Origin of the sequence: Atlanticothrix silvestris CENA357 (assembly GCF_016056295.1) — a bacterium.
Classification (GTDB): domain Bacteria; phylum Cyanobacteriota; class Cyanobacteriia; order Cyanobacteriales; family Nostocaceae; genus Atlanticothrix; species Atlanticothrix silvestris.
The window spans coordinates 115,432-141,983 of record NZ_JAECZB010000092.1 but is presented as its reverse complement, the minus strand read 5'-3'; the positions used below and the strand labels follow the sequence as shown (position 1 = coordinate 141,983).

Below are 26,552 nucleotides of genomic sequence, written 5' to 3'. Positions count from 1 at the left end.
TCAGTAACTTAGGGCGGTTATTAAATATGTAATCGTTTTAGGAAACAGAAAAAAATAACTCAAATAAGGTGGACATTATTCGCAATCATCATTTTCAGCATTGAGCATCTTTAATTCCAATAGGCAGGCATTTCTGGCTGTACGTTCAAAAACCTCCAAAAATCAAAATAAACTCGAAACAAAACACTTTCACTAGATGCGTCAATGAGATATAATTGCGAGGATATCAGAGCAGGAGGTACAGGCTCTAATTTCAAGGCTTTTTAATCAAGCTTTAACCTTCTTGTACCTTGCTCTTAATGTAGCATTCTCTTTTTAAAGCTGATCCCTGTGTTTACTAAACTTGACTAGCATTAATTTGTCGCAACAATTCGGAAATTTTTCTTAAGACTTGTTTTACTTGGTACATACCTCTATAGATGTTGGTAGTACCAAGTGGGTAAAGATTTCAGTTAGTTACTGAGCAGAGTCTCCCGTACTACTATTACCAGTGCTAGAAGAACCATTATTAGATGTACTGTCGGACTGGCCTGCACCTTGAGGTGAAGTAGTTGTTGTAGAAGTATTACTGTTTATGCCCGGAGTGACACTATTAGTATTAGTAGAGGTATCCCTGTTTGCGCCTGGAGTAGGAGTGTTACCATCTGGACTATTTTGGCTTGGTATCTTTCCAGGAATTGTTTGAGTTGCAGAAGGCGCTGTTTCTGCCGCAGGGTGTTGGGGTGGAACAGTAATATTATATCTGGTGAAGAAGATGTAGGCGGAGGCGAAACCTGCTGTTGCGGAACTGGAACAGGTACTTCTCTGGTTCTCTCAATGATTGTAGTTTGTGGTTGAGGAGCTGCGCTGGGGGCAGGACTACTATTACTTGGTACAGGAACTAATAATCAATTATCTCAGCTGTTTAAGTTATAAAAATTCAGTTAAATTAATACTTATTTTATGAAGATTAAGCTAATTTTTATTGAAGTAGATATTATAAATTCATAAAGTAAAAGTGAATTAACCAAACAAAATAGTGCATTATGTTCAAGCCATAACAGACCCTTGAGGTTTGATGGTGAGTAGTTTACAAACTTTACATCTCATCGCCAACGCCGATTTAGCCGTAATAAATTTTTAATTTTTTGACACAACTTTCCTGCAAGAGATCTAGACTTTGGTGAATATCTGGATGAAGTGGATCGTCTTGAGTATGCTGATGTATAAGCAGTTGTTTGAGTGTTAAATTCTCCTTCTAACTCTGCGGCTTTATTTAAATCTGAAGCGGCTCGATATTCATATCCTAGTTGAGAGCAAGCTAACCCCCGGTATTTGTATGCTTCAATGTAATGAGGATTTAAGCGAATCGCTTTTGTAAAGTCTGCGATCGCTTCTGAATATCTTCCTTGAGTTGCATTCTCAACTCCCCAGTTATAAAAAGTTTCCGCATCCCAGCGATTGACAGAAATTTTGATGGGATTTGTAGGATTTGTAGGTTTTGACGACGAAGGCCGATGTTCAACAGATGGAGGTTCGGATGGAGATGGATTTTCGGACTTAAGCTTGTTATAAGCGGCGTTGATTTTTTTGATTTTTTCCTCAGCTTCTTGTTTTTGCTGCTGGTCAACAAAGCGATCAGGATGCCAAGTTTTAACTAGCTGACGATAAGCCCGCTTTATCTCTACCTGGGATGCACCAGGTGTTAATCCAAGAATTTCATAGGCATGATTGATATCAAGGCGATCGCGCATACTGGAAATAGGCAACTATGTAAATCCATGTTAACTATTCCCATAAATTTCTTGGAATCATCCCAAACGCCTCATAGCGGCTACCACTGGGATGGTAGTAGCCGCCGCTTCTTTGAGGGTTGGTATTATCGCGTAACTTTACCTGAAATTAGCCAAACCTTCGCCTTCATGTACTCCATCGAAGACCCTATCGGCGGTAAACCCTATAGTGGGGGTGCAGCTCAAGTTCTGGGACCCAACGATGAATATCTGTGCCGTACCTTTCCTGATGTAAAAAAATTTTGGGGTAGTCAAAATGCTCTCGGTCTGGGTCATTGGGGTAAAACCGACCTCAATAGCCAAGCGCTGTACCTTTTACCAGCGGAGTTTGAGCGTCATATTCACGAAGGCTATCAAGCTACAGCCACATTAAATCAGGGAATAATTTGCGATCGCGCTACTAATAGTTATTGCCGTTGGTTATATGAAATTCAACCAGTATACTTTTGGGGGAACCAAAATAATATTCAGCAATCAACTGCTGGCTGGCTTTCATTTTTGCAAATTTTTGAACCTGGATGGCAAATTTTGATGGCTCACGGTTTAGCCAGTGGTTGGATTGATTGGAATGGCAAAATCTATGAGTTCACTAACGCCCCAGCTTATGGTGAGAAAAATTGGGGTGGTGCTTTTCCTCAAAAATGGTTTTGGCTCAATTGTAATAGCTTTGATAACGAACCAGATTTGGCATTAACTGCTGGTGGTGGACGGCGCGGTGTGCTGTGGTGGATGGAATCGGTTGCCATGATTGGCTTGCATTATCAAGGCAAGTTTTATGAATTTGTTCCCTGGAACTCAACAGTGAAGTGGAACATTCAGCCTTGGGGTAGATGGCAAATGCAAGCACGTTCTTTAAAGCATGAAATCGAGCTAACAGGAACTACGCATCTACCTGGGACACCTCTGCGTGCGCCGACGGACAATGGTCTTTCATTCTGTTGTCGGGATACCATGCAAGGACAGCTAGATTTGGAGCTACGAAAAATCAGTGGTAGACAATCTAAAACAATCCTGAAAGCACAAAGTTCTCTTTGTGGCTTAGAAATAGGTGGCGATTCTTGGGATAATTATTGGCAATCTAGCTAAAACTGCTATAATCCTACAGAGAACTTTTTTGGGGCTGTAGCTCAGCTGGATAGAGCGAGCGCCTCCTGAATAATCGGGCACCATAGAGGAAACTCTGTGTGTGAATGTGGTTAAATTCGGTGAACCCTAAAGAGTAAGAAGCCTGTTGTCAACTCCCAATGATGATTAGGGCAAAGAGCTAACAAATTATCGATATGGTTAATCTGACCAACAAATCTGTTATTTGGAAAGTCTTTAATGGGCTTTATATGACAAACTTCATAGTGTTTGTCATATCCACATACAGCACATTGCTTAGGTTTATCAGATTGACGATAGATATTTCTGGCAACTTGACGTACTCTAGCTGAGTACTGATATAAAGCTTTACTCCTAATATCACTAAGAGTCAGACTAGACCAATCTACATAACAGGGATTGCAAGTGTCGCACGTAGTCCTCCTACCAACAATTGATATCCCACAATATTTGCAAAGTCTCTTTTGTTTACTCCTTTTAGGATGCTTTTGATTATTATAAGAAGCAGCACAAGAGCGACTACAGAAGATTGGATTGGTTGTGTTTTGACCACAGTGTTGACAATTCATGGGAATACCGAGCCAAGCTTGAATCGAAACAACAATTTTAATATTGATCAAAGTTCGACTCAAGAAGGTGTAGAGACTAGATAGCCACCACCTAACGGCTAAAAACCTATGGTGAAGGTATAGTCCAGAGAGTGGGGAAACTCACACAAATCTGAAGCGCTAGGTCGCCGGTTCGAATCTGGCCAGTCCCGTATTTTTCTAAGTAAGCAAAGACGAATTTCAAACATGCTTACAGCTTGTTGTGAGTGTTTTAGCGCTCATAGCAAAGTTTTTTATGTATTTATTTAGAGTTTTTGAAGAATTTCTGATCTAATGTAGGATAATGCCTCAAATAGAATTAATGGCGTGAATGCGCGATTATACTTGCATTAATAGAGAAATACGAATTAATACTTGGGTAAATTTTCCAAAAATCTGCTAACTTACATAGTTGTTTATATTTTTTCAGAGAAAATCCTGTCTTAGAGATGAAATTGTAGAGCCTTGAAAAATAATCTATTGTTTACAGGTAAATCATTTCGATTTATGATTCTTGCACTACCGCTGTTAATGTGGTTGGGAGCAAAAGAAGCACAAAACGAATACAAGCAACCGCAAGCAGTAGTAGTGTTGGGCGGTTCAACAAAAAATCTAGAACGAGAAAGGTTTACTGCAAAGTTTGCACGCGAGCATCCAAACCTACCAATTTGGATTTCTGGAGGAAGTCCACCTAGATCTACTCAAAAGGTGTTTGCTAAAGCTGGTATTGATCCCGAACGTTTACACTTGGATTATGAAGCGGTAGATACTGTTACAAATTTTACTACCTTGGTCGATGATTTGCAAGCTCGCGGCATTAAAAACGTTTATTTGATTACTTCAGATTTCCACATGCGCCGGGCTTGTGTAATTGGTGAGATAGTTTTAGGTAGTCGAGGTATTAAATTCCAATCGGTAGCAGTTCCTTCAGAAACCCGGTCTGAACCTGTAGAAAAATCTATTCGTGATGGCGCTAGAGCCTTACTTTGGGTAACTACTGGTTACACTGGTGCGAATGAAGGTAAAAACAGGTACTAGATTGCAATCCAAGAACTCGAAAGTTAAGTTCCTACGTTGCATTTGCTGCTAATTCGTAATTAGTAATTGTGAGCTTCATTACGTAGCTTGCTTATCGCCAAGAGCGAGTATTAGGTAAAACCTGCGGCATAACTGCGCTTAGAGCGTAGCGGTAGCGAGTCAGCGTTCGCTTTTAGCGTCTCGTAGAAAGCGTCATTACGAATTACGAATTATTTATCATGCTACTATTTCTTGTACCAAAACATAAGGCTGTAGGATGAGGGTATGAAATCGCTTGCTACGTTCATTTAATCCGCTGAGGGCATAGCTATTCCATTCTCCTATCTGTACTTCTGAAGGTTTAGCAATTAATTGCTGATCAATCCACTGTTGCACTAATGAAATATTATCACTAGCGATCGCAACTCCTACATCTAGCAAATCTAAATCTAGCGCCACTACAATTACCGCATCTCGCTGCACATGAGGAATTAGCCAATCCCACTCTGCTTCATCTAGGATTTCTGTTAATTCTGCTCTTAAATCCGACATAACTTCCCGTTTTTTATTTGTCTACGGCTGATTTTACATTAGTCCATATCTTGAAAATACTGAGTCTGTAGACTTTTTTTGACTAAACCTCTGCTTTCATCTCGTCAATTTCAAACAAAGATACAATGACTCCAGCAATGGGAATAGAGATGAAAATACCTAATAATCCTGCTACTCTAGCGCCTATTAACAAAGAAAAAAATACCACCACAGGATTAAGATTGAGCGCACCTTGCATAACTCGTGGTGCAATTAAATTATCTTGTATTTGTTGAAGCACAATACAAGCTATTAATACTTTTAATGCAAGCCAGACATTTTGAGATAACACTACTAAGGTGATTGTACTAACTCCTAATGTTGCTCCTATGCCTGGAATTATGTCTAGTATCCCGACGATTAAAGATAATATCAAAGCAAAAGGCACTTTTAATAAAAATAAAACTATAAAAGTTGAAATTGTTAAGAATAAAGTTAGTAATAATTGACCACGGAAAAAACCTAAAAAACTACGTCTTAGTACACGAGTAAATCTAGCACGGCGTTGTGCTGGCACTATTTGAAGAATGAAATCCCAAAGTTTTTCTCCATCCAATAACATGAAAAACGCCACAACTGAAATTAAAATAAATGTCACAAAATTAGTCAGAAACTGTTGTAAAACAGCCAAACCAGTTACTAGAGAAGATATAGCCTGATTTCGTAATTGTTCTTCAATTACACTTAAATCTATCTGAAGATTACGTTTTTGAAAAATTTGTTCTAATTGCTCTAATAGAGGTGCTAGAGAACTTAAAAAAGTAGATATACTATCAATTAATTGTTGCCCCTGAGATAAAACTCCTAAACCTACAGTGATAATCAGGCTTCCAATCATGATGACGCTGGTCAAAAAAACCACAATAACTGCTATGCTTCGGGGCAAATAACGCCGCAACCATTGTACAGGGTAGCTGAGCAAAAAAGCCAAAATTGTGGCAAACGTAAAAATAACTATGACCGCTTCAAAGTAAGCCAAAAGTTGGACAATAGCCCAGCCAGAAGCGACCAATAGCAAAAAACGGACTAACGCCAAATTATTCAATCTATCCCAAATAGTCTTGGCTCCAAAGCCGCTCATATTGCGTTTAAAAAAAGGTAGATAAATATTAATTGTGCTTAATAGTCATCATTGGGCACAAAGTCTAACTTTATTGCTAAAGTGAGTTGATCTCCAACATTATAGAAGGGAAGTGGCGATCGCTACCCCCCTAAAGCATATTTCCTTACTCAACGCCCTAAGTCGTGCATCTCATTAATTACTGTTGTACATTTTTGTGTGACTGTCTCCAATTCCTCTTTATTTGTTGAACTGGGGGTAGCAATCACACTGCCAATCCTGATAGTAATGGGAACTGCACGAGGTATTGTCGAGCCTTTTTCTAAAATTTTCTCAGTACCCCATACACTTACTGGTAACAAAGGTGCTTGTGCTTTGGCTGCCAATAATGCTGCACCTCTTTTGGGGTCTGTAACTCTGCCATCTGGGGTACGAGTACCTTGTAAAAAAACACCTACAGCCCAACCATTATTAAGATACTCTAGAGCTGAACGGATGGCAGTGCGATCGGCACTTCCCCTGCTGACTGGGTAAGCGCCATACAATTTAATTGCTTGGGCTAAAATCGGGATTTCAAATAACTCTTCTTTAGCCATGTATGCCACTGGTCGCCCTACACAATTAGAGACAATTGGTGGATCAAAATAACTAGCATGATTACTCACTACCACTAGCGGTTCAGATTGGGGCACATTTTCCACCCCATAAATCTTTCCCCGAAAGTAAGCATGAAGCATAGGGCTGACAACCGACCATTTAAAGGCGTGGTAAAGTGCCAGACTAATAAACGGTTCGCGGTTTCTGTTCACAGAAAATAATTTAATAAAACTGAATTTAGCATAAGCGATCGCCAGCACTTTTCGTCAAATAACAAAATACAGTCGAAATTTTAACGAAACATCTTTAATGTATGTGAATGAAAAGGAGCCTCAATGAGGCTCCTTTTTCAAAAAACTGGTAGTGAAATTTAAACTATTTCACAGTTACTTTACCACCAGCTTCTTCGATGCGCTTCTTAGCATCTTCAGCGGCATCTTTGGGAAGAGCTTCTTTAACTGGCTTGGGTGCAGCTTCCACCAAGTCTTTTGCTTCTTTCAGACCTAAACCAGTGATTTCCCGTACAATTTTCAGTACAGCAATCTTCTTATCAGCAGGAACTGATTCTAAAATTACGTCAAATTCGGTCTTCTCTTCTACTGGTTCAGCAGCAGCAGCAGCAGCAGGAGCAGCCATCATCATGCCACCTACAGGTGCAGCAGCACTCACGCCAAAAGCTTCTTCAATTTGCTTGACTAATTCAGATGCTTCCAACAAAGACAAAGATTTCAATTGTTCTAAAATTTGATCGGTTGCAGCAGACATTGATATAACTCCTGTAATGTAAATTTTTTGCTACCTACTATCAGTTTCACTTCAAGGCAAACTTATGCAGGCAAAATCTTGTGTGGTTTGGCAAATTTATTCAGCTGAACTTTCAGCAGCACTTTCAGCACTACCATCTTTTTCTTCGTCAGCCACAGCCTGCAAGACACGAGCCAAGGAACCAGGAACTTCGTTGATACCCACGGCAATCTTGGTGGCCAAAGCATTGATAGCTCCGGCAATTTGAGCCATGAGTTGTTCCTTAGATGGCAAGTCTCCTAGAGCCTTGACATCAGTTTCCTTGAGCAGGCGACCTTCCATGACACCGCCGCGAAGTTCTGTCTTCTTGGTAGCTTTTTGGAAGTCTTGATAAGCCTTAATTGCAGACGAGAAATCTTCTTTGACCAACAAAAAGGCAGAAGCACCTTGTAGCAATTCCGACATCGGTTGCCATTTTTCTTCCCCTTCAATGGCAATGCCCATTAAGGTGTTTTTAGTCACCTTGCAAACAGTGCCAGTCGGACGCAGCCGCCGCCTTAAGTCAGTGATTTGAGAAACTGTTAGCCCCTGATAGTCAATTACCAGTGCTAGAGTCGACTCGCTCAAAGTTTCTTTGAGGTCAGCTACTATCTCTTTTTTATTTTCTAGCGTTCTACCCATACTCGTTTTACCTCCAAGGGCAAAATCATCGATTTCCCTACTTATGCATCTTGCTCTGACCAACTCAAAACAACAAACCCCAGCTATCTTAGCCGGGGTTTAGCAGCAATACTCTTGGCTTGCTACAGTCATACCTTTAAAGGTAGTAGTAGAAACTTAGAGCATCAACCTAGGCAGGAAATTAAGCTATTAGCACCTGCTGTCTCCGGCTTTACCTATTTTGTTTTGTTAGTTGTCAGTTGTTAGTTGTCAGTTATTTTTTATTTACCACTGACCGTTGACAACTGACTAATGACTAAAGTTAAGCTGCTTCGGTCAGTTTCAAATCCCGTAGGGCGCTGACATCGACTTTAATCGATGGCCCCATAGTGGCAGACACATATATTGTGCGCCAATAACGACCTTTGGCTCCTGAAGGACGATTACGGTCAATTGTTTCTTGCAACGCCTTCAAGTTGATTAACAAATCTTCAGGCGAGAAGGATGCCTTACCAAACATAACATGGACAATACCAGTCCGATCAGCCCGGAACTCTAATTTCCCAGCTTTGAATTCTGCGATCGCACTTGCTACATCAAATGTTACTGTCCCACCTTTGGGTGATGGCATCAAACCACGGGGGCCTAACAACTTACCAAGCTTCGCCACCTGCGGCATCACATCCGGTGTAGCAATTAACTTGTCAAAGTCCATCATGCCTTTTTGAATGTCATCAATCAGTTCTTCTGAACCAACCAAATCAGCACCAGCATTGCTTGCTTCAGTAACTTTTTCGCCTCTAGCGATTACCGCTACCCGGACGATTTGTCCTGTACCTTTGGGCAGTGCTACCGTTGTCCGCAACTGTTGGTCTGTATACTTGGGGTCAATCCCTAACCGGATATGGGCTTCAGCGGCTTCAGGAAATTTGGCTGTCGCTGTCTCTTTTAAGAGGTTTAAAGCCTCTAGGGGTGTATAGTCCCTGTCTTGTACTTTCTCTTGCAGCGCCTGCAAACGACGCGATATTTTTTTTCCCATTTTTTTCTCCTGGGGTGATTCCGAAGCTTCGCCTCTCCCCCGATAAATTTTATTTGTCAGTTGTCAGTTGTTAGTCGTCAGTTGTTTATTTTTTCTTTACCACTGAACTAATGACCAATAACTAATGACCAATTAATCTGTGACTGTTACACCCATATTCTTTGCAGTTCCTGCCACAATCTTCATCGCCGCTTCTATATCGTTGGCGTTGAGGTCAGGCATTTTTGTTTGGGCAATTTCTTGCAATTGGGCTTTGGTAATTGTCCCAACTTTCTTTTTGTTGGGTTCATTAGAACCGCGTTCAATTTTCGCTGCCTTGCGAATCAGTACTGATGCTGGTGGCGTTTTGAGTACAAATGTAAAACTCCGGTCTTCAAAAACCGAAATTTCTACAGGTATTACCATCCCAGCTTGGTCTGCTGTTTTGGCGTTGTACTCTTTGCAGAACATCATAATATTCACACCATGTTGACCCAATGCTGGGCCTACTGGCGGTGCTGGGTTGGCTTTTCCAGCATTCAAGGCCAATTTAATGACCGCTACTACTTTCTTCGCCATTTGTATTTAGCTCTGTTTCTCAACCTGATTAAATTCCAATTCCACGGGTGTATCCCGCCCAAAAATCGAGAGCAGGGCTTTAAGCTTACTGCGCTCTGGGCTGACTTCAATCACCTCGCCTTCAAAGTCTTTAAATGGACCAGAAAGCACCATGATTTTATCACCAGTAGCCATGTCAATTTTGACAATCGGCTCTTGTTCAGTAGTCTGTTTGAATATCCGTTCTACTTCTGAGTGGCCCAGAGGTACAGGTTTTACGTGACCACGACCCTTAGCGCTACCACGTTTTTGTTCTGCTCCCACAAAGTTAATTACATGGGAGGTGTTTCGTACCACCTGCCAAGAATCATCATCCATTACCATCCGTACTAACACATAGCCAGGAAAAACTTTTTCCTCTGTGTGCTGACGGCTACCATCTTTGCGGATTTTTACCGCTGGCGTGTGTGGAATTTCCACCTGAATGATTTTGTCAGCGACATCAAACGTTTGGATACGTTGTTCTAAGTTTGTCTTGACACGTTTTTCACAGCCTGAGGCTACTTGCACTGCATACCAGCGTGCTTCGTTGAGCGCTGTTTCTGCTGTTTCCTCTGACTGCAAAGCCGAGTTAAGTGGTTCGTCTGTTGCGGAAGTCATCAAAACACCTGTTTTGCGGCCCAAGCAAAAAATCCATCGACCAAATAAATCAAAGAAGCGGAGAGTGTCACCATGAGCAATACAGCCGCTGATTCACTCACCAACTGCTTGCGACTGGGCCAAACTACTTTCTCCAGTTCTTCTCTAGTTCCCTGAAAGAAGTTGACAAAGTTAAACCCATTTGTGGTTTCTGGCATTTCTGCTTCATTTTTTTTGGCCACAGTCGTTAATCTCCCCGTTTCTTATAGAGCTATACCCTGCTAATTCGCGCTCAGGTTTACAGCTTCAAATCCATCCTACTTACTGGAAGCAAAAAAGCTGTAAATATTATCAAAATAATTATACCCGAAATCATTAGCACTAACTGCTATGTTAGCAGTTGTGCTACTGTTCCGGGCTGTATTTTTTGCTTCCTAGCGCGCCCTGGAGGACTTGAACCCCCGACATCAGGTTTTGGAGACCTGCGTTCTACCAACTGAACTAAGAGCGCACAAGCTGGATTGGATTCAGTTATTGCGCTGAACTTTATTAGTTTAACGCAACGCGACTTCTATACTACCCTATTTTTGTCTAGAGAACAAATAGCGGCAAATGCCGCTTCTTGTTTATTAGGGATTTCTCCCCTACCCTGAACATAAAATCACAAAGAACGGTCAAACCGTTGCTTGATCCGGGTAGCTTTACCTACGCGATCGCGCAGATAATATAGCTTAGCACGCCGTACTTTACCACGACGCAAGACTTTGATATTGTCAATCCGGGGAGAATGCAACAAAAATACTCGTTCTACGCCCACGCCTTGAAATACACGACGAACTGTAATAGTTTCGTTAATACCGCCATTACGTTTGCCAATGACGACTCCTTCATAGGGTTGTACACGATATTTTTCGCCTTCTTTAATTTTCACCCCGACTCTTACAGTGTCACCCACGTAAATTAGGGGAAGATTGGATTTTAGTTGTTCCGCTTCAATCGAAGCGATGATCTCTTGAGCGCTCATGATCTGTATGTTTTAAAAACTCACAATCATTTATCATAAATCGATCATCCGGTTTCAGTCTACTGAATTTAAATATTGAGAATTTTACCGATACAGCAGGGCAGTAATAGAAGCTATATTGCAAAAGATTGAGATGCAAGTGTAATATTTATGAAATTTAGCGTCGTCATTAGTACTTATAACCGCTTAGATTTACTCCGCCGAGCAATTGATTCTGCGCTCAATCAGACAATTCCTTGTGAGGTAGTTGTTGCTGATGACTGTTCAACAGAGGATACCGAAAACTATGTCAGAAGCTTAGGTGAGTCTGTTGTTTACCATCGTAATGAAGTTAACAAAGGTCATGCAGCGACAGTGAATGCAGGAGTGCAAAAAGCCAGCGGCGACTGGATTAAATTTTTGGATGATGATGACTACTTAGATAGTAACTGTCTAGCAGAAATGGCAAAAGCGATCGCACTTTGTCCTGGTGCTGTCATTTGCTCTTGTATTGCTGCTCAAGTAAATGTTGATGAAGTTGAATTGAGCCGTACCCCTCAAGTGGGGCCTGGTTTAGCTTGTTATATCCCACAAACAGATATTCACTATGGGATGCTCTTGGAATTAGTGCCTTTTGGTACACCCGTACAAGTAGCTTGTCAACGGCAAGCTTTTTGCCAAACTGGCGGTTGGGATTCTCAACTTGATGCTAATTGTGATGATATTGATTCTTGGATTCGCATTGCTCAGTTTGGTCATGCCATTTTTATAAATCAGTGCCTTGCCTACCGTACTATTTGGCCTGGTGCTTATAATCAGAAGTTTTCTTTAATTCAACGCTTAGAGACAAATATTTTAATGAAAGAAAAGATATATAGATTAATTGATGAAAGCCATCGCCCTCATGTCCCTACACTTGAGAATATTAAAAATTACCTACAACTACATTGGGCTTTAGTAGCATTAAAGCAAAAAAACTTTCAAAGCTTTGTCTCAATGTTAGATAAATCTTTCTTTTCTGTTTTTGCTTGGCGGCTTTTAGTGACCGCTATGTTCTCGCGTAAATCTCAAATCTCCAATTCTCAAATTCGTAAATTTGTATTGATTGAGTATTAAATAGCCTTCCTATGTCACGGACACTTTGCTTAAGATACAAGGGTATGTTATTGCGCATATATTCGATATGATTGGTCACGAAAAGGGAAATTTAAGTGCCTAACGCACCATCACATAATAATGTGCGTTAGGCTAAAACCTTAACATACCCTACTTAAAATTCACTTTATAAATAGTCTCTAAAGGTAAAGGTTAAGGGCTACGTGGCTGACAATTTTACTTGTAACCTTAATATATAAAAAACCCTTGAAACTAAGGATGCTATCAGCATCCTTAGTTTCAAGGGCGATAAAAACTAGAAAAATTGCAGATACTACGAAGCTAGGGCTACTTCCACCATTTGCTGCAATTCACCTTTTTGGTAAAGTTCAATCAAGATGTCAGAACCGCCAACGAATTGACCATCAATATAAACTTGTGGAATTGTCGGCCAGCTGGAATATTCTTTAATTCCCTGACGAATTTCAGGGTCTGATAAAACATCAATCGTCTCAAAAGGGACTCCCAATGTGTTGAGAATCTGCACAACATTGTTGGAGAAACCACATTGAGGCATCAACTTGTTTCCCTTCATGAAAACCATAATCTTGTTTTGTTGTAACAAGTTATCAATTTTCTCTTTAGTTTCTGGTGTCATAGTCTTTTTGTTTCCTATTCTGAATTAAAGAGCGAGTAGCGATGAGTGAAGAGTTAAAAATTCATAACTCTTAACTCTTAACTCTTAACTTTAGGAAGCGGCTGTTGCTTTCCAAGCTTCGGGAGTATATGTTTTTACAGCCAAGGCATGAATTGCTTCAGTTGACACAGCTTGCTGCAACGCACCATAAACTAGCTGGTGTTGTTGCACCAGTCCTTTGCCTGCAAACTGCGATGAAACTACTGTCACCTGATAGTGGTCGCCGCCACCAGTCAAGTCCTGCACCTGAACTTGTGCATCTGGCAGTCCCGCCTTGATCATTGCCTCAACCTGCTGCGGACTAATCATCGCAATTCCTGAAAAAACTTACTTTTCTATTATTAACAGATATAGAGCAGATGCCTTTGCCAATTTCAGGTTTTAGCAAATCTGAGAATAAACCGCCTTTGAGGCGTATTTTGGCGATCGCTTGATAAACCTGTGAGCGATCATCTTATCCTAACACTGGTAAGCTAGGGAGAGTTGACTATTTTTGGGTTGAAGGAGAGGAGCTACTACCTTGTCTGGGATAAGGTGTATCCACGAAACCCAGTTCAAATAATTGTTGATAAGCCTTCTTACCTAAATCTCTTGTCGGGTTTTGACTCCTAATAATTTGAATTAACAATGGTACGGCTAATTCTGGCTGATTTTGCGCTCGATGTACTAGTGCTAACTGATAAGTAGCTTCGTCTCGCTTTTGGGCGGTTTCTAACGCCTTTTTACGTTGAGAATCAGAAACTCTGTTGTCAATTCCCGTAAAGCTGGCATTTAATTCTTGATAAAAATTAGATAACTGATTAAAAACCTGACGTGATTCTTGGAGCTTTTTTGCTGCTAAGGGGTAGTTTTGAGCAGAAACGGCTTGACTCGCCTCTTTCATGAGACGTTCCCCACCCTCAAGGCTCAATAGGCTGTTATTTTGGGCTGTAGGACGTAAATTATTGGGGTCGTTGGGGTCAATTGGTTGTGGTTGGTTAGTAGTACCTGGTAACTGGGGCATCTGAGCATTGACAGGCGATAGCAGACTGAGGACTGCTATGACTGATAAGGAAGTGAAGCGAATTAAAGGAGCAGCAGCAGCAATGTTCATGAGGTAAATTAATGCGACAAATATATACAAAAGGAATGCAAACTTCGGGTATCTTAACTCTGTTCTTGTCTTTAACAAAGCGAAGCTACACACTGAAGTTTCTGTGATTTAGACTGAAAATCGGTTTAATTGAGTTCCCATTGCCTCTGCATCCTAAACTACAATCGCTCCCTCCTATGAACGATCTTAATTCCTCTGATTTGCCAACCACAGGTGTACCAGAAAGCAGCTTGGGAGTAATTTTACAACGCGGTGGTGAAGAATTAATTTTAGAAAAGGCTTTAGACCGCTTCACCATCCGTCCCACTATCGATTTTCCTCGCCAACAATTATCTCAGGTTAGTTGGGGCATTTGGCAGCAAAGTATTCCCCAAGCCCAACTCGAATTATTTACGGTTGCACCTACCCAATTAGACCTGGCGATGTCCCAAGCACGCGCTGCCCAAAATGTTGCTTTTGCCAGTCATGTTTACACCCTCAAAAATCATCCAGGAACGTTCGTTTACCTCAATGACCAAATCACAATTCAATTTATTTCTAAGGTAGATGTTGCCGAAATTAACACCATATCAACCACATTTAGCTTAGTTCAGGAAAAACCAGTTTTGGGTATTCCGAATACTTTTGTATTTCTAGTCAGCAAGCAAGCAACAGAAAATCCCATCAAAATCACCAACCAATTACAAGGACTCAAAGAAGTATTAGTTGCTGAACCTAATATCCTTATCCAAAGTGAGCCACATTATCAACCCCGTGATTCTCTTTATCCCCAGCAATGGTATCTCAACCACAACGGCGGTAATCAGTTAGCAGTTGGTTCTCATATTTTTGTAGAAAAAGCTTGGGATATTACTCGCGGTGTACGTTCTGTAGTTGTGGCAGTAGTAGATGATTCTTTTGATTTGAACCACCCAGATTTTCAAGGTACTGGAAAAATTGTTGCTCCAAGAGACTTAAAAGAAAATGACTTTTTACCGTTGCCTAATGGACAAGAGAATAGTCATGGTACAGCTTGTGCAGGTATAGTCCTAGCAGAAGAAAATGGTACAGGAATTGTGGGAGTGGCTCCTGGTTGCGCTTTGATGCCAATTCGTAGCACTGGGTTTTTGGATGATGTATCAATTGAGGAGATATTCAACTGGGCAATAGACAAGGGAGCTAGTGTCATTTCTTGCAGTTGGGGAGCTTCTGCGGTTTATTTTCCTTTGTCTTTGCGTCAAAAGGCTGCTATCAACCGCACTGCAACGAAAGGACGCAACGGGAAAGGTTGTGTAATTGTATTTGCTGCGGGTAATGCCAATCGTCCGGTTAACGGTAGCATCTATGAACGCAATTGGCCAGAAAATATTTTAAAAGGTAATACAGATTGGTTAAGTGGTTTCTCGGTACATCCAGATGTGATGGCGATCGCTGCTTCTACTAGTTTAAATAAGAAAGCTGCTTATAGTAATTGGGGAGCTAATATTGCGTTATGTGCCCCTAGCAACAATGCTTCTCCTGGTATGTCGTTTCAAGAAAAAGGTTTTGTTTTTACTCAACCTGCGATCGCTACTTCTCTAAATGGATTAGGAATGTTAACTACTGATCAAATAGGAGCCGCAGGCTACGATCCAGGCAATTTTACCAATAATTTTGGCGGCACATCTAGCGCTACTCCTGTAGTTGCGGGAGTAGCAGCACTAATTTTATCCGCAAATCCTGATTTAACGGCACAACAAGTCAAACGCATTTTGCAAGAAACAGCGGATAAGATTGTAGACTCTGACCCTGATCCTCAATTGGGTTTGCGTGGAGGTGCTTACGATGGTAATGGACATTCCCAATGGTTTGGTTATGGCAAAGTCAATGCGGCTAAGGCAGTGCAAACAGCACAGCAGCTAAAAGGAGTGATATCACAGACCAATCAACAAGTACAGGTCAAAAATAATAGCCAGCTAGAAATTCCAGATAATAACAAACAGGGTATCAAAAGTGCGATCGCTATTTCTCAAGGCAGTACTGTTAAAGATATTCAGGTAACAGTTAACATCACTCACGATTTTTTAGGCGATTTAGAAATTTATTTAATAGCTCCCAATAATCAGCAGGTATTGTTACAAAATCGTACCTTGGGACGACGTACTGATTTGCAAACAACACATACCGTGCGATCGCATCCAATCCTCAAGCAGTTGCTATCTCTTCCAATTCAAGGACGCTGGCATTTATGGATAATTGACTATGCATCACAAGATGTAGGGAAATTAAATAGTTGGGAATTAGTTATTAGTTATTAGTAACACCACTAACAAAGGGATGAGGTATCAAACCAGATCAAAAACAACTGACAACTGACAACCGACAACTGACCCGCGTAGCGTAAATAAAATTAAGAATTAGGAATTTCTGCAAATGCATGATGACTAATTTTTGATTCTTGATGACTTAATTGTTGCAACACTTTTGTTAAATCTTCTGTCAGGCGTTTGGCATTTTGTTTGACTTTGCCATTCGTGTAATCTGCCACATTAATTGCAGATCCAACGTGAATATTCACATCCGTACCCCAGTGAGGATAAGGCCGACTGTAATTAATGCCAATAGGGAGAATTTTAACTCCTAATCCTGGATGGCTAAACTCAGCACTCAAAGACAGGCGGGCAATTCCTGACTTCAAAGGATGAACTTTACCATCGCGGTAGATATTACCTTCAGGAAAAATTACCAAGGCTTTTCTCTGCTGAAGTAACTCTACTCCATGCCGTAGAGTACGAATAGATGGATGTCTAGAATCTACAGGAAACCCCCCCAAACGTCGGACGAACCAACCTTGTAATCCTTGGCATTCATCAATTGTCACCATGAACCGCAAATCTTTTCCTGCTATGTAATCAACAGTAGTGTAGGGTACAAGCAATCCATCCCAACGTGCCCGATGAGTAGGAGCAAGAATAATAGGGCCAGTTACAGGAATATTTTTTTGTCCGGTAATTTTAATTTGTCGAAAGAAGAATGGTAAAAGAAGATGACGACCTAATAGATACGCTAAAGGACTTAACCAAGGAGAAACCCGCGAGGTAGTATCAGCAACCTGATAACTTGCTTGAGTTTGGGCTAATTTTTCTGGGGAGTTGGGAACGGAAGAGTAAAACTCTATCATGACGGTAGCTGCTGATTGTCCGGTAGAATACAACGAAAACTTAGTTACTTACACCGTAGATTTTCTTTTATGAGTTGTGTCCCTGGTACTGGACAGTTTTATCTTTGTCCGTTAGTTTTCTGATGCCGCTTAGTAGCAAACCAAGCTTGTAACTGTTGACGACAAGATGATTCTAGAATGCCTCCGACAACACGCAGGCGGTGATTAGAAGCAGAACTATCAGGAATGTTGATAACAGTACGGATAGCTCCAGTTTTTGTATCGTCTACTCCATAGACAAGCATTCCTAAACGTGCTTGTACAATCGCACCCGCGCACATCGGGCAAGGTTCTAAAGTTACGTACAGCGTGCATTCATGCAAACGCCAACTTTGTAAGGTTTTAGCAGCTGACCTAATTGCAATAATTTCTGCGTGAGCTGTAGGGTCTTTGTCGCGTTCTTTTCTATTTTCGCCCTCCGCAATTAAGTTTCCATTTACATCAGCGATCGCAGCACCTACAGGAACTTCACCTGCATCACCTGCGGTTTGTGCTAACTCTAGAGCATGATTCATCCATTGTCGGTGTCTCAGATATTCTGGGTATTCAATTAATACCATTTGGGATTTTAATTGTAAAAGTTCTGGTAGGTTCGTAGTAAGGACTTCAGTCCTTAGTTTTTGAAAGGACTAAAGTCCTTACTACGAAAAATTAATTTCCACTTGTAGCAATTTTATTTAATTTGTGAAAATTGATAGGCTCAGATCCCCGACTTCTTTGAGAAGTCGGGGATCTTGTTGTAAGGTATATTTTTAAACAGCTGGCTGGGATAAAAGAGGCTCGAGTTGAGCTTTTGTATCTAGCTGATAAAGGTCATCACACCCACCAATGTGCTGGTTATTAATAAAAATTTGAGGTACTGTGCGTCTCCCGTTCGCACGTTCTGCCATTTTGGCTCTGGCTGCTGCGTCACCATCGATTTTATATTCTGTAAAGTTTACACCCTTCCACCACAGCAGCATCTTAGCTCGGATGCAGTAAGGGCAAGTTTGCCATGTATAGATTTCAACATTAGCATTGACGCGTTCTGGATGACGACCTAGAAGAGGGTTGAGGAAATCAAACATAATTTTATTATTGGTTTTTGTGAATTATCTCTAGCCTAGATCATGAATCAAAAACGATGTTAAGACTACCAAAATATTGATCTTGATTGCCTACAGGAGTTGATAGTTAAAAGCCACTGCAAAATGGTATTAGAGGTAACTTTTATCAATTAATCCAGTTTAAATTCATCACTCTTAGCTCCTAACTCTTACAATAAGAATAGACTTTGTTGAGATTTGTATCGTTAGGGATAAGCTGTCATGGCTCCCGCCGTTTTAATTCAAAATCTGCAAAAGCACTATGGCACGGTGGTCGCCGTAAAGGACGTTTCCTTTCAGGTCGAACCAGGAGAAATCTTTGGTCTACTTGGCCCCAACGGTGCGGGAAAAACTACTACTTTGCGTGCCTTGTGTACTCTCACCACACCGGATGCTGGCAAAATTGAAGTATCTGGTATTTCTGTGTTGGATAATCCTAAACTCGCCAGACAACGCTTAGGCTATGTAGCTCAGGAAGTTGCTCCCGATAAGGTACTAACAGGACGAGAACTACTGCAATTGCAAGCAGCACTTTATCATCTGCCAAAAGCGATCGCCAAACAGCGGATTGACACGGTATTAAATTTACTTGGTTTGCAAGAATACGCCAATAAAAAAACCGGGACTTACTCTGGCGGTTTACGCAAACGCCTAGATTTAGCTGCGGGTTTACTCCATGCACCAGACGTACTGGTATTGGACGAGCCAACCGTGGGACTTGATATAGAAAGCCGTTTTGTAGTGTGGGATTTCCTGCGAAAACTACGCGCATCTGGCACAACGGTGGTAATTACCAGCCATTATTTAGAAGAGATTGATGCCCTAGCCGATCGCGTGGCAATTATTGATCGCGGCGTTGTAATTGCAGCGGGGACACCTTCACAGTTAAAAGATCAAGTAGGGGGCGATCGCATCACTTTGCGAATTCGTGAGTTTTCGCCTAGTGAAGAAGCCGAAAAAGCCAAAGACCTGCTGCAAGCTTTACCGTTTGTGCAAGAAGTAATTATCAATAGCGCTCAAGGTAACTCCCTCAACTTGGTAGTGACCCCCCAAAATGATGCCTTGATTACCATCCAGCAAGCATTGAATGCTGCCAATTTACCCATTTTTGGCATCGCTCAATCTCGCCCTAGCCTGGATGACGTTTACCTCGCTGCTACAGGACGCACCTTAATGGATGCCGAATTAGCAGCAGTTGCTACCCGCGATCCCAAAGCCGAAAAGAAACAGAATATGAGATGAAGAAGAGGCTAGGGGCTAGAGGCTAGGGATTAAATAATAAATAGGTGATAGAGAATAAAGTTTAAAAATCAACTTAGTCCCTAGTCCCTAATCCCTAGTCCCTAATCCCTAATCCCTAACCCCTAACCCCTAATATTATGAGCGTTACTCCTAAATCTGATCTGAATTGGCAGCAACTAGCATCGCCTCCAGTAGATGCTAATACTGCCCCCAGTTTTTTTGGTGAATTAGTACAAGAGACACTGGCTTTAACTCGGCGCTTGTTTATTCAGTTGCAACGCCGTCCCTCAACATTAGTTGCGGGAATTATTCAGCCGGTGATGTGGTTGGTACTATTTGGTGCTTTGTTCCAAAATGCACCCAAGGGTTTATTTGGTAGTACTACAAATTACGGTCAGTTTTTGGCTGCTGGTGTAATTGTGTTTACAGCTTTTGCTGGGGCACTAAATGCTGGTTTGCCTGTGATGTTTGACCGTGAGTTTGGATTTTTAAATCGGTTGCTGGTGGCTCCTTTAGCGTCGCGATTTTCAATTGTCTTTGCTTCAGCAATCTTTATTATTAGTCAAAGTTTGTTGCAAGCAGCTGTGATTGTAGCCGCAGCAGCATTTTTAGGTGCTGGTCTACCGGATGCGGCGGGTTTAGGTGCGATCGCCCTAATTGTTTTTCTCCTAGCTTTGGGTGTAACTGCTATTTCTCTTGGCTTGGCTTTTGCCCTACCTGGGCACATTGAACTGATTGCAGTGATTTTTGTTACCAATTTGCCGCTACTATTTGCCAGTACCGCTTTGGCTCCTTTATCCTTCATGCCCAAGTGGTTACAGGTTGTAGCTACTCTTAATCCTCTGAGCTACGCCATTGAACCAATTCGCTATCTTTATCTTCATAGCAATTGGGGATTAAATAGTGTAGTGATGCAGGCTTTTTGGGGTGACGTTACCTTTGGCGGAGCGTTGCTGGTATTGCTTGGCTTTGCCATTGTTGCCTTGCTCAGTATTCAACCCCAATTGCGACGAACTCTTGCTTAAGATAAAACAGAATAGTTTAAGGTACAAAAAATGAAAAAACCATTTTTACAGCTTTCTAGACTTGTTGTGGCAGGAATTGGCTTTGGTTCTCTACTGATAGCTCAACCTAGCTTGGCTCAACTCAACCAAGTGGATGCTTTTCCCAGTGGTGGTAGTACAACAGATCAAAACACTGATCCGTTTTACCGTCCTAACTCAGGTGATTTAAATATGTTTGACCTGATTCATCGGGCAAATTTTGGGAATTTTAATTGGAATCCTGACCAACAAAATCAACAACTAAATTCAGCCGCCGAACAGTTTAAAGCCGAGCAAAATAAACGATTTCAAAACCAACAGCAGCAAGGTCAGGTAGTTCCAGGTTTGCCAGCGGTTACGCTTCCAGAAGCTACACCTCAACCACAAAACTGAATGAATACCAAAAGCCTCACCCCAAAATCAAGTGAGGTGAGGCGGATGTGAAATAATTTATGCGGTCAAACCAACTACAGACCCAATGCAGCTAAAACATCACTGGCGTGGGTGGTTGTGTTTACATTGGCATCAACATGAGTGATTTTGCCATTAGGGTCAATGACGTAAGTGACACGCTTGGCATAGCCACCACCATCGACATCGTAAGCGTTAATCAGAGTTTTATCTTTATCAGCCAGTAGGGGAAAATTCAGATTATATTTTTGGGTAAATGCTTGATGGGAGACTTCATCATCGGCGCTAACTCCCAACACTACAACATTCTTACCTTGGTAATTAGATTGGGCATCCCGGAAGCTACAAGCTTGTTTGGTGCAGCCTGGAGTGTCATCTTTAGGGTAAAAATACAAAACAACTGTCTTTCCAGCAAAATCAGATAACGAGACGGTGTTGCCGTTAGTATCTTTGACGGTAAATGCAGGTGCATCCGTACCAACTGCTAGAGGCATAATGAACCTTTCCTGTTTCAGATTATTGATGACTCTGAAATTTTACAATAATTTACAATGATTAGATGATTTAGCAAAAAAAACAGCACAAATACGTATTAAAAAATTCTGCAAAAATTTGGATAGCTAGTTCTAAAATATACTCGTTAAAAATAATCTTTAATTCAAAAAAATCGCCCCAAACACAAAATGTCCACTGCTGATTCCCCAACCCCAAAAACATTTTCTTACTCCCGTAGCACAGAAAAAAGGGCTGAGCGATCGCTCTTTTGTTCTCCCTTTAATCTGGTATTGTTTGAAGCAATGCGTCATCAGAGTGTGTCATTGGGTGCGATCGCCTCAGAAAATGGTGTTAAGCATGGCTACACCAATCGCCCTTTGTCAGAATTGGCATCTGATAACGCTTTAAACTGGCTGATTCAAGTAGGTGTTCTCCGCCGAGAAGTCGATGGTCAAGGAATTACAGATAGTTTTCGCCTCACTCCCTTAGGTCATCAATTAGTAGAAAAATACCAAGGAAAAAACTGGTCTACTCCCTCATGGAGCGATCGCCTATATAATGCGATGATTCGTTGGTTTAGACTACCTTTTTAGAATCGAAAACCAAAGAGTTAGGATTAGGGAGCCGAAGGGAACAATATTACTACGGAAGCATCAAACTCCTTGATGAAATCTTTACCATAATCATCTGACTGAATTTATCGGGTGTTGGTAGGAGTTAGATAAAAGAGATGGGCTGGTAGCAGGTATCAAAAGCTCTAGGATATCCTTGGGGTTTGGGGTGAATACCTGTACTTAATCTAGTCTCGAAGCTTCCCGGCTTTCTAAATGCTAATGAGCAGATTGCCATATTATCCCCTGAGTTTTTACCCCTTATTTTGAAAAACTGATAGTGACTATGAAATCAATTATGGTAGTGGGAACAACATCCCACGCAGGGAAATCACTGATAACTACAGCTATTTGTCGTATCTTGTCGCGGCGTGGTTGGCGGGTGGCTCCCTTTAAAGGCCAAAATATGGCTTTAAATGCTTATGTCACTGCTAACGGGGGAGAAATGGGCTATGCTCAAGCAGTACAAGCCTGGGCCGCAGGAGTTGTTCCTTGGGTAGAAATGAACCCTATTTTACTCAAACCCCAAGGAGATATGACCTCCCAAGTAATTATCAAAGGGAGATCTGTTGGCAAAGTTAATGCCGCAGATTACTACGAGCAATACTTTGAACTGGGTTGGCGGACAATTGAAGAATCGCTACAGCATTTAAGTACAGAATTTGATTTGCTGGTTTGTGAAGGCGCTGGTAGTCCAGCAGAGATTAATCTCAAGCACCGCGACTTGACAAACATGCGAGTGGCAAAGTACTTGAATGCACCAACTATATTAGTAGTTGATATTGACAGAGGTGGTGCTTTTGCCCATGTGGTAGGCACTTTAGAGTTACTAGAACCAGATGAACGCCAACTCATTAAAGGCATTGTGATTAATAAGTTCCGGGGACAGCGATCGCTCCTAGAGCCAGGAATAAAATGGTTAGAAGCCCGTATCGGTATTCCTGTTGTAGGTGTTATCCCTTATTTCCAAGAAACATTCCCAGCAGAAGACTCTCTTGATTTGTTGGAACGTAACTCACTCAAAACTCAAGCTGATCTCAATATTGCTGTTATCCGCTTACCAAGAATTGCCAACTTTACCGACTTTGACCCACTGGAATCAGAACCTACAGTTTCCGTAAAATACCTAAGTCCAAAGCAAGATTTGGGACACCCCGATGCTGTGATTATTCCAGGTACAAAAACCACAGTTGCTGATTTGTTATTGCTACAAAGAAGCGGTATGGCGGAAGCAATACAAAATTATGCCGCATCTGGTGGCACAGTTTTGGGTATTTGTGGCGGCTATCAAATGCTGGGGCAAATGATCGCTGATCCAGAGGGAATTGAAGGACAAGCAGGTAGATTTCAAGGATTGAATCTCTTACCAATTAGAACTGTAATTACAGGACAGAAAATAGCTCGTCAACGCCAAGTTAGCTCAAATTATCCGCAGATGGGTTTGCCCGTCAATGGATTTGAAATTCACCAAGGGCGATCGCGCATAGAGCAACAAGGTGATAGCAAAGCCTTCCAACCCTTATTTGATGATGTTAATTTAGGGTTAGTGGATAGCTGTCAATCAGTTTGGGGTAGTTATCTACATGGGCTATTTGATAATGGCCCTTGGCGGCGCGCTTGGTTAAATCGCCTGCGTCAACAAAGGGGTTTGAAATCTTTGCCGACTGGTGTTGCTAACTATCGGGAACAGCGAGAGCAAATTTTAGATTCACTAGCTACCGAAGTTGAAAACTATTTAGACTTAACACCCTTTTTGCCTTAGTAAAGCATTTCATTAATTTGTAGCAAATTTAAAGTTGGTATAAATCTGCATCCCCTTGCGCTGATTCAGCATTTAAAAACGCTACAATTTTACGCAAAGCTGTACTAAGCTAGGCTATTTATTTCATGAATGTTCGCGTCCGCTTTTTGCCAGATGATGTCACCGTTAATGCCGAAGTGGGAGAAGCCCTCCTGGATGTCGCAGATCGGGCTGGAGTGTTTATTCCTACAGGCTGTCTGATGGGGTCTTGTCATGCTTGCACTGTGGAACTTGAAGATGGTGATGTCATCCGCGCTTGTATTACAGCAATACCACCCCAAGAAGAATTGACGATAAATCTGTTTAGTGATCCAACTTGGTAATTTTTGAACTTTATAGAATCTAACTGATATCTTTTTGAAAATAGCGGTTGTATCTTTAGGAAAAGCAATGCTAAAATACCAGACTGTTATTCAATGGTCAGAAGAAGACAATTGTTTCTTGGTAGGAGTACCAGATCTTCCTGGATAATACTGGCGAACTCATGGCAATACTTACGAATTGGCAGTAACCAATCGTTAAGACCACTTTTATCTGTAAATATGGAAAAAAGCGAGTAGGAACATCAGTCAAAATTCCATTAGGAACACATGACCGCACTACTCGCCATGAGCTATACAAGGTTTATTGAGAAAAGCTATACCTCAATATATAGTAATAGTGCGATCAACTATTGTTTGTTAGATAACAAATATGCTTTTTCTTAAGAATGATAATAGTAAAATTTATTACTCTTAGTTTTCAGGTTATGTTTGGTTAAAACACTGTATACATCAAATCAAAGCCCAGTCTTCTGGTGTATTACAGTTAAACAGTATTTCCGGCTTTGGTAAGGGCAAAACTTTTACTGGATGGTGTTTCAGCCATTGCTGAAACGATCGCCCCCCTTGGTTGATAAACTCTAAAAGTTGGGGTAAACAGCGACTGCGATAGAAACCACACAGAGGTTCCCAACCTTTATTTGAATAAGCTAAAGCTGCGATCGCTTCATCTTCTACCTTATCAAGTCCTTTTATCCATGCTTGCAAAACATCAATCTGCAACTTAGGTAAATCGCAAGCAAGTAACAGCACCCACTCAGTTTGTACCTGTGCAAGTCCCTGAGCAAACCCTACCAACGGCCCGTGATTTAAAGGTTCATTGCCAGTTTCACCAGACAACGGCATTTCTTGAATAAACTGACAATGAGGCAATATTAAGTGTTGATAGCGTTCTGGCCAGGGAGTAACAATATAAACATTATCAGCACAACCCGCCGCAATTCGACAAATTCGCTGCAATAAAGGTATTCCTTGAACAGGAAGCAAAGCTTTATCCTGTCCCATACGTGAACTTTTACCACCAGCTAAGACAATGGCGGATAACAGTTGTGAGCCATTTGTTATTTGTACTTCTATATCCTTATCTCCTCCTCCCTGTACCTCAATGTTGTCACTAGTTTTGAGATTTTCTTAGAGATGATTTATTAAAGTAAACTGAAATTGTAGGGTGCGTTATAATAATGCTTAACGCACCAATTTATAAACAGCCTTTCATTTATCAAGTTTAGTCTTTATAAATTTTACTCCTATGCCCTACTTTAACTACACTTATTAGTAAAATTTCATCATATATTTCATATATTATGCGGTAATCTCCTACTCGAATTCGATAAGAATTTTCATCACCTTTTATTTTTTTAACTCCATCTGGACGAGGTTCTATAGCCAAATCTAAAATTCTGGCATCAATGCGTTCTTTAATGTTAATTGGTAGTTTATTTAGTTGTTTTGTAGCACTCTTTGTCAATTCAATTTGATACATTAAGCGGTTTATTTGTTATATTCTTTATATTCATTCCAAGACACAGCACCATTGATACGTCTATCTTCTCTAGCTTCTTTAACAGCTTGTAAATCTTCTTCATCTTCCATATCATCAATTCTTCGTAAATACGCGAGTATTTCATCTAAAACACTGTCGTATGCTTGGTTTAACAACACGTCGATAGATTTGATTATTTCTTGTCTTTCTTGTTCGCTTTTTATTGCCATTTTGCTTTATTTATATAATAGATAGACTTCATCAATTTTCTGGTTCACAAAAAGTAATGCACACACCAGCTACATCAATAATTGCAAACTCCTTCATTCCCCAAGGTTTTGTTTGCAACTGACCGTTTGGATGAGTTATGTGTCCGCCATGTGCTTGAAATTCCTGATATAGTTGCTCAATACCATCAACTTGAATGCGAAAGGTTGTCCATTCTGCAAGATGTTGATCGTCATTTTTTAAAAGAAAAATTTCTGCAAAGTCGCGCTTGACAACCGCCATAGTAATTGGGTTGCCTTCTTTATGAATTAATTTAAAGCCAAGCTGTTGTTCATAAAAAGCGATAGATTTTTCTAAATCATTGCCAGCCGGAATCATGGGGCTGATGTTTTTCAGTACAGGCTGTTTACTCATAAATTA

General features: G+C 41.0%; 33 protein-coding genes, 1 tRNA gene, 1 pseudogene and 1 other annotated feature. Of the genes and pseudogenes, 11 read left to right on the top strand and 24 right to left on the bottom strand.

Translation table 11 applies throughout. The features are described from left to right. Positions 1-1,085: 1,085 nt before the first annotated feature. Positions 1,086-1,733 (bottom strand): J domain-containing protein, encoded by a 648-nt coding sequence (locus tag I8751_RS22835; RefSeq protein WP_214441486.1) that lies wholly within the window; start codon positions 1,731-1,733, stop codon positions 1,086-1,088. 27 nt (positions 1,734-1,760) lie between these two features. On the opposite strand from I8751_RS22835, the gene I8751_RS22830 reads away from it, so the two are divergent. Then, entirely contained in the window at positions 1,761-2,858 is a 1,098-nt protein-coding gene (locus I8751_RS22830) for a tocopherol cyclase family protein (RefSeq protein ID WP_214441485.1), read from the top strand. 110 nt (positions 2,859-2,968) lie between these two features. Here I8751_RS22830 and I8751_RS30510 read toward each other — a convergent pair whose 3' ends face one another. Next, complete coding sequence (locus tag I8751_RS30510) at positions 2,969-3,445, bottom strand: HNH endonuclease (RefSeq protein ID WP_225894357.1); 477 nt, start codon at positions 3,443-3,445, stop codon at positions 2,969-2,971. 525 nt (positions 3,446-3,970) lie between these two features. Between I8751_RS30510 and I8751_RS22820 the strand changes: the two genes are divergently transcribed. After that, the gene (locus tag I8751_RS22820) at positions 3,971-4,501 is read left to right on the top strand and encodes a YdcF family protein (protein WP_214441382.1); all 531 of its coding nucleotides are present in this window, start codon (positions 3,971-3,973) and stop codon (positions 4,499-4,501) included. A 216-nt stretch (positions 4,502-4,717) separates the two neighbouring features. On the opposite strand, the gene I8751_RS22815 is transcribed toward I8751_RS22820, so the two are convergent. From I8751_RS22815 to rplS, 11 genes are all read right to left on the bottom strand, one after another. Beyond that, the gene (locus tag I8751_RS22815) at positions 4,718-5,032 is read right to left on the bottom strand and encodes a DUF2288 domain-containing protein (protein WP_214441381.1); all 315 of its coding nucleotides are present in this window, start codon (positions 5,030-5,032) and stop codon (positions 4,718-4,720) included. An 82-nt stretch (positions 5,033-5,114) separates the two neighbouring features. Continuing rightward, a complete protein-coding gene (locus I8751_RS22810) occupies positions 5,115-6,152 on the bottom strand; it encodes an AI-2E family transporter (RefSeq protein ID WP_214441380.1) in 1,038 nt (345 codons plus the stop codon). Between the two features lie 149 nt (positions 6,153-6,301). Continuing rightward, positions 6,302-6,940: a lysophospholipid acyltransferase family protein gene (locus I8751_RS22805; RefSeq protein WP_214441379.1), complete on the bottom strand. Its 639-nt coding sequence runs from the start codon at positions 6,938-6,940 to the stop codon at positions 6,302-6,304. Positions 6,941-7,103: 163 nt separating this feature from the next. Next, positions 7,104-7,493: a 50S ribosomal protein L7/L12 gene (gene rplL / locus I8751_RS22800; protein WP_214441378.1), complete on the bottom strand. Its 390-nt coding sequence runs from the start codon at positions 7,491-7,493 to the stop codon at positions 7,104-7,106. Positions 7,494-7,589: 96 nt separating this feature from the next. Continuing rightward, positions 7,590-8,153, bottom strand: coding sequence for a 50S ribosomal protein L10 (rplJ, locus tag I8751_RS22795; protein ID WP_214441377.1), 564 nt, complete (start codon positions 8,151-8,153; stop codon positions 7,590-7,592). A gap of 62 nt (positions 8,154-8,215) precedes the next feature. Then, positions 8,216-8,380 (bottom strand) — a sequence feature (ribosomal protein L10 leader region). Between the two features lie 74 nt (positions 8,381-8,454). Next, entirely contained in the window at positions 8,455-9,171 is a 717-nt protein-coding gene (rplA, locus tag I8751_RS22790) for a 50S ribosomal protein L1 (RefSeq protein WP_214441376.1), read from the bottom strand. Between the two features lie 132 nt (positions 9,172-9,303). Beyond that, the gene (gene rplK, locus I8751_RS22785; protein ID WP_214441375.1) at positions 9,304-9,729 is read right to left on the bottom strand and encodes a 50S ribosomal protein L11; all 426 of its coding nucleotides are present in this window, start codon (positions 9,727-9,729) and stop codon (positions 9,304-9,306) included. Between the two features lie 6 nt (positions 9,730-9,735). Next, positions 9,736-10,368, bottom strand: a complete 633-nt coding sequence (gene nusG / locus I8751_RS22780) for a transcription termination/antitermination protein NusG (protein WP_214441374.1) — start codon at positions 10,366-10,368, stop codon at positions 9,736-9,738. Next, positions 10,368-10,589 carry a preprotein translocase subunit SecE gene (gene secE, locus I8751_RS22775; RefSeq protein ID WP_214441373.1) on the bottom strand — a complete coding sequence of 74 codons (222 nt, stop codon included), beginning with the start codon at positions 10,587-10,589 and terminating at the stop codon, positions 10,368-10,370. Before secE ends, nusG begins: the two co-directional genes overlap by 1 nt. A 196-nt stretch (positions 10,590-10,785) precedes the next feature. Continuing rightward, positions 10,786-10,858, bottom strand: a tRNA-Trp gene (locus I8751_RS22770). 150 nt (positions 10,859-11,008) lie between these two features. Beyond that, entirely contained in the window at positions 11,009-11,371 is a 363-nt protein-coding gene (gene rplS / locus I8751_RS22765) for a 50S ribosomal protein L19 (RefSeq protein ID WP_214441372.1), read from the bottom strand. A 150-nt stretch (positions 11,372-11,521) separates the two neighbouring features. Between rplS and I8751_RS22760 the strand changes: the two genes are divergently transcribed. Then, entirely contained in the window at positions 11,522-12,466 is a 945-nt protein-coding gene (locus I8751_RS22760) for a glycosyltransferase family 2 protein (protein ID WP_214441371.1), read from the top strand. A 313-nt stretch (positions 12,467-12,779) separates the two neighbouring features. On the opposite strand, the gene grxD is transcribed toward I8751_RS22760, so the two are convergent. The 3 genes from grxD to I8751_RS22745 all read right to left on the bottom strand — a co-directional run bounded on the left by grxD (position 12,780) and on the right by I8751_RS22745 (position 14,235). Beyond that, a complete protein-coding gene (gene grxD / locus I8751_RS22755; RefSeq protein ID WP_214441370.1) occupies positions 12,780-13,103 on the bottom strand; it encodes a Grx4 family monothiol glutaredoxin in 324 nt (107 codons plus the stop codon). A 90-nt stretch (positions 13,104-13,193) separates the two neighbouring features. Continuing rightward, positions 13,194-13,451, bottom strand: a complete 258-nt coding sequence (locus tag I8751_RS22750) for a BolA family protein (protein WP_214441369.1) — start codon at positions 13,449-13,451, stop codon at positions 13,194-13,196. 178 nt (positions 13,452-13,629) lie between these two features. After that, positions 13,630-14,235: a hypothetical protein gene (locus I8751_RS22745; RefSeq protein WP_214441368.1), complete on the bottom strand. Its 606-nt coding sequence runs from the start codon at positions 14,233-14,235 to the stop codon at positions 13,630-13,632. Between the two features lie 176 nt (positions 14,236-14,411). Here I8751_RS22745 and I8751_RS22740 point away from each other — a divergent pair, with 176 nt between their 5' ends. Further along, on the top strand, positions 14,412-16,511 hold the full coding sequence (locus tag I8751_RS22740; protein WP_214441367.1) for a S8 family serine peptidase: 2,100 nt from the start codon (positions 14,412-14,414) through the stop codon (positions 16,509-16,511). Between the two features lie 92 nt (positions 16,512-16,603). On the opposite strand, the gene I8751_RS22735 is transcribed toward I8751_RS22740, so the two are convergent. The 3 genes from I8751_RS22735 to grxC form a co-directional block, all read right to left on the bottom strand. Further along, entirely contained in the window at positions 16,604-17,374 is a 771-nt protein-coding gene (locus tag I8751_RS22735) for a lysophospholipid acyltransferase family protein (protein WP_214441366.1), read from the bottom strand. A 98-nt stretch (positions 17,375-17,472) separates the two neighbouring features. Next, on the bottom strand, positions 17,473-17,973 hold the full coding sequence (tadA, locus tag I8751_RS22730; RefSeq protein ID WP_214441365.1) for a tRNA adenosine(34) deaminase TadA: 501 nt from the start codon (positions 17,971-17,973) through the stop codon (positions 17,473-17,475). Positions 17,974-18,165: 192 nt separating this feature from the next. After that, on the bottom strand, positions 18,166-18,480 hold the full coding sequence (grxC, locus tag I8751_RS22725) for a glutaredoxin 3 (protein WP_214441364.1): 315 nt from the start codon (positions 18,478-18,480) through the stop codon (positions 18,166-18,168). A gap of 240 nt (positions 18,481-18,720) precedes the next feature. On the opposite strand from grxC, the gene I8751_RS22720 reads away from it, so the two are divergent. The 3 genes from I8751_RS22720 (at position 18,721) to I8751_RS22710 (ending at position 21,176) form a co-directional block, all read left to right on the top strand. Then, positions 18,721-19,740 carry an ABC transporter ATP-binding protein gene (locus I8751_RS22720; protein ID WP_214441363.1) on the top strand — a complete coding sequence of 340 codons (1,020 nt, stop codon included), beginning with the start codon at positions 18,721-18,723 and terminating at the stop codon, positions 19,738-19,740. Positions 19,741-19,877: 137 nt separating this feature from the next. Then, positions 19,878-20,765, top strand: a complete 888-nt coding sequence (locus I8751_RS22715) for an ABC transporter permease (RefSeq protein WP_214441362.1) — start codon at positions 19,878-19,880, stop codon at positions 20,763-20,765. Positions 20,766-20,795: 30 nt separating this feature from the next. After that, positions 20,796-21,176 (top strand): hypothetical protein, encoded by a 381-nt coding sequence (locus I8751_RS22710; RefSeq protein WP_214441361.1) that lies wholly within the window; start codon positions 20,796-20,798, stop codon positions 21,174-21,176. 74 nt (positions 21,177-21,250) lie between these two features. Here the strand turns inward: I8751_RS22710 and I8751_RS22705 are convergent, their stop codons facing one another. Then, positions 21,251-21,688: a peroxiredoxin gene (locus tag I8751_RS22705; protein WP_214441360.1), complete on the bottom strand. Its 438-nt coding sequence runs from the start codon at positions 21,686-21,688 to the stop codon at positions 21,251-21,253. Positions 21,689-21,877: 189 nt separating this feature from the next. On the opposite strand from I8751_RS22705, the gene I8751_RS22700 reads away from it, so the two are divergent. The 4 genes and pseudogenes from I8751_RS22700 to I8751_RS29825 all read left to right on the top strand — a co-directional run. Then, positions 21,878-22,282, top strand: a complete 405-nt coding sequence (locus I8751_RS22700) for an Npun_F0494 family protein (protein ID WP_214441359.1) — start codon at positions 21,878-21,880, stop codon at positions 22,280-22,282. A gap of 304 nt (positions 22,283-22,586) precedes the next feature. After that, positions 22,587-24,062, top strand: coding sequence for a cobyric acid synthase CobQ (cobQ, locus tag I8751_RS22695; protein WP_214441358.1), 1,476 nt, complete (start codon positions 22,587-22,589; stop codon positions 24,060-24,062). Between the two features lie 125 nt (positions 24,063-24,187). Then, positions 24,188-24,424, top strand: a complete 237-nt coding sequence (locus I8751_RS22690; RefSeq protein WP_214441357.1) for a 2Fe-2S iron-sulfur cluster-binding protein — start codon at positions 24,188-24,190, stop codon at positions 24,422-24,424. 67 nt (positions 24,425-24,491) lie between these two features. Continuing rightward, a pseudogene (locus tag I8751_RS29825) lies at positions 24,492-24,569 on the top strand (type II toxin-antitoxin system HicB family antitoxin); the annotation flags it as partial. Positions 24,570-24,874: 305 nt separating this feature from the next. On the opposite strand, the gene I8751_RS22685 reads toward I8751_RS29825, so the two are convergent. The 4 genes from I8751_RS22685 to I8751_RS22670 all read right to left on the bottom strand — a co-directional run bounded on the left by I8751_RS22685 (position 24,875) and on the right by I8751_RS22670 (position 26,546). Further along, positions 24,875-25,468, bottom strand: coding sequence for a molybdenum cofactor guanylyltransferase (locus tag I8751_RS22685; protein ID WP_225894354.1), 594 nt, complete (start codon positions 25,466-25,468; stop codon positions 24,875-24,877). A gap of 178 nt (positions 25,469-25,646) precedes the next feature. Further along, the gene (locus tag I8751_RS22680; protein ID WP_214441355.1) at positions 25,647-25,904 is read right to left on the bottom strand and encodes a type II toxin-antitoxin system RelE family toxin; all 258 of its coding nucleotides are present in this window, start codon (positions 25,902-25,904) and stop codon (positions 25,647-25,649) included. An 8-nt stretch (positions 25,905-25,912) separates the two neighbouring features. Beyond that, positions 25,913-26,134: a hypothetical protein gene (locus tag I8751_RS22675; protein ID WP_225894336.1), complete on the bottom strand. Its 222-nt coding sequence runs from the start codon at positions 26,132-26,134 to the stop codon at positions 25,913-25,915. A 31-nt stretch (positions 26,135-26,165) separates the two neighbouring features. Further along, a complete protein-coding gene (locus I8751_RS22670) occupies positions 26,166-26,546 on the bottom strand; it encodes a VOC family protein (protein ID WP_214441354.1) in 381 nt (126 codons plus the stop codon). Between the last annotated feature and the right edge of the window lie 6 nt (positions 26,547-26,552).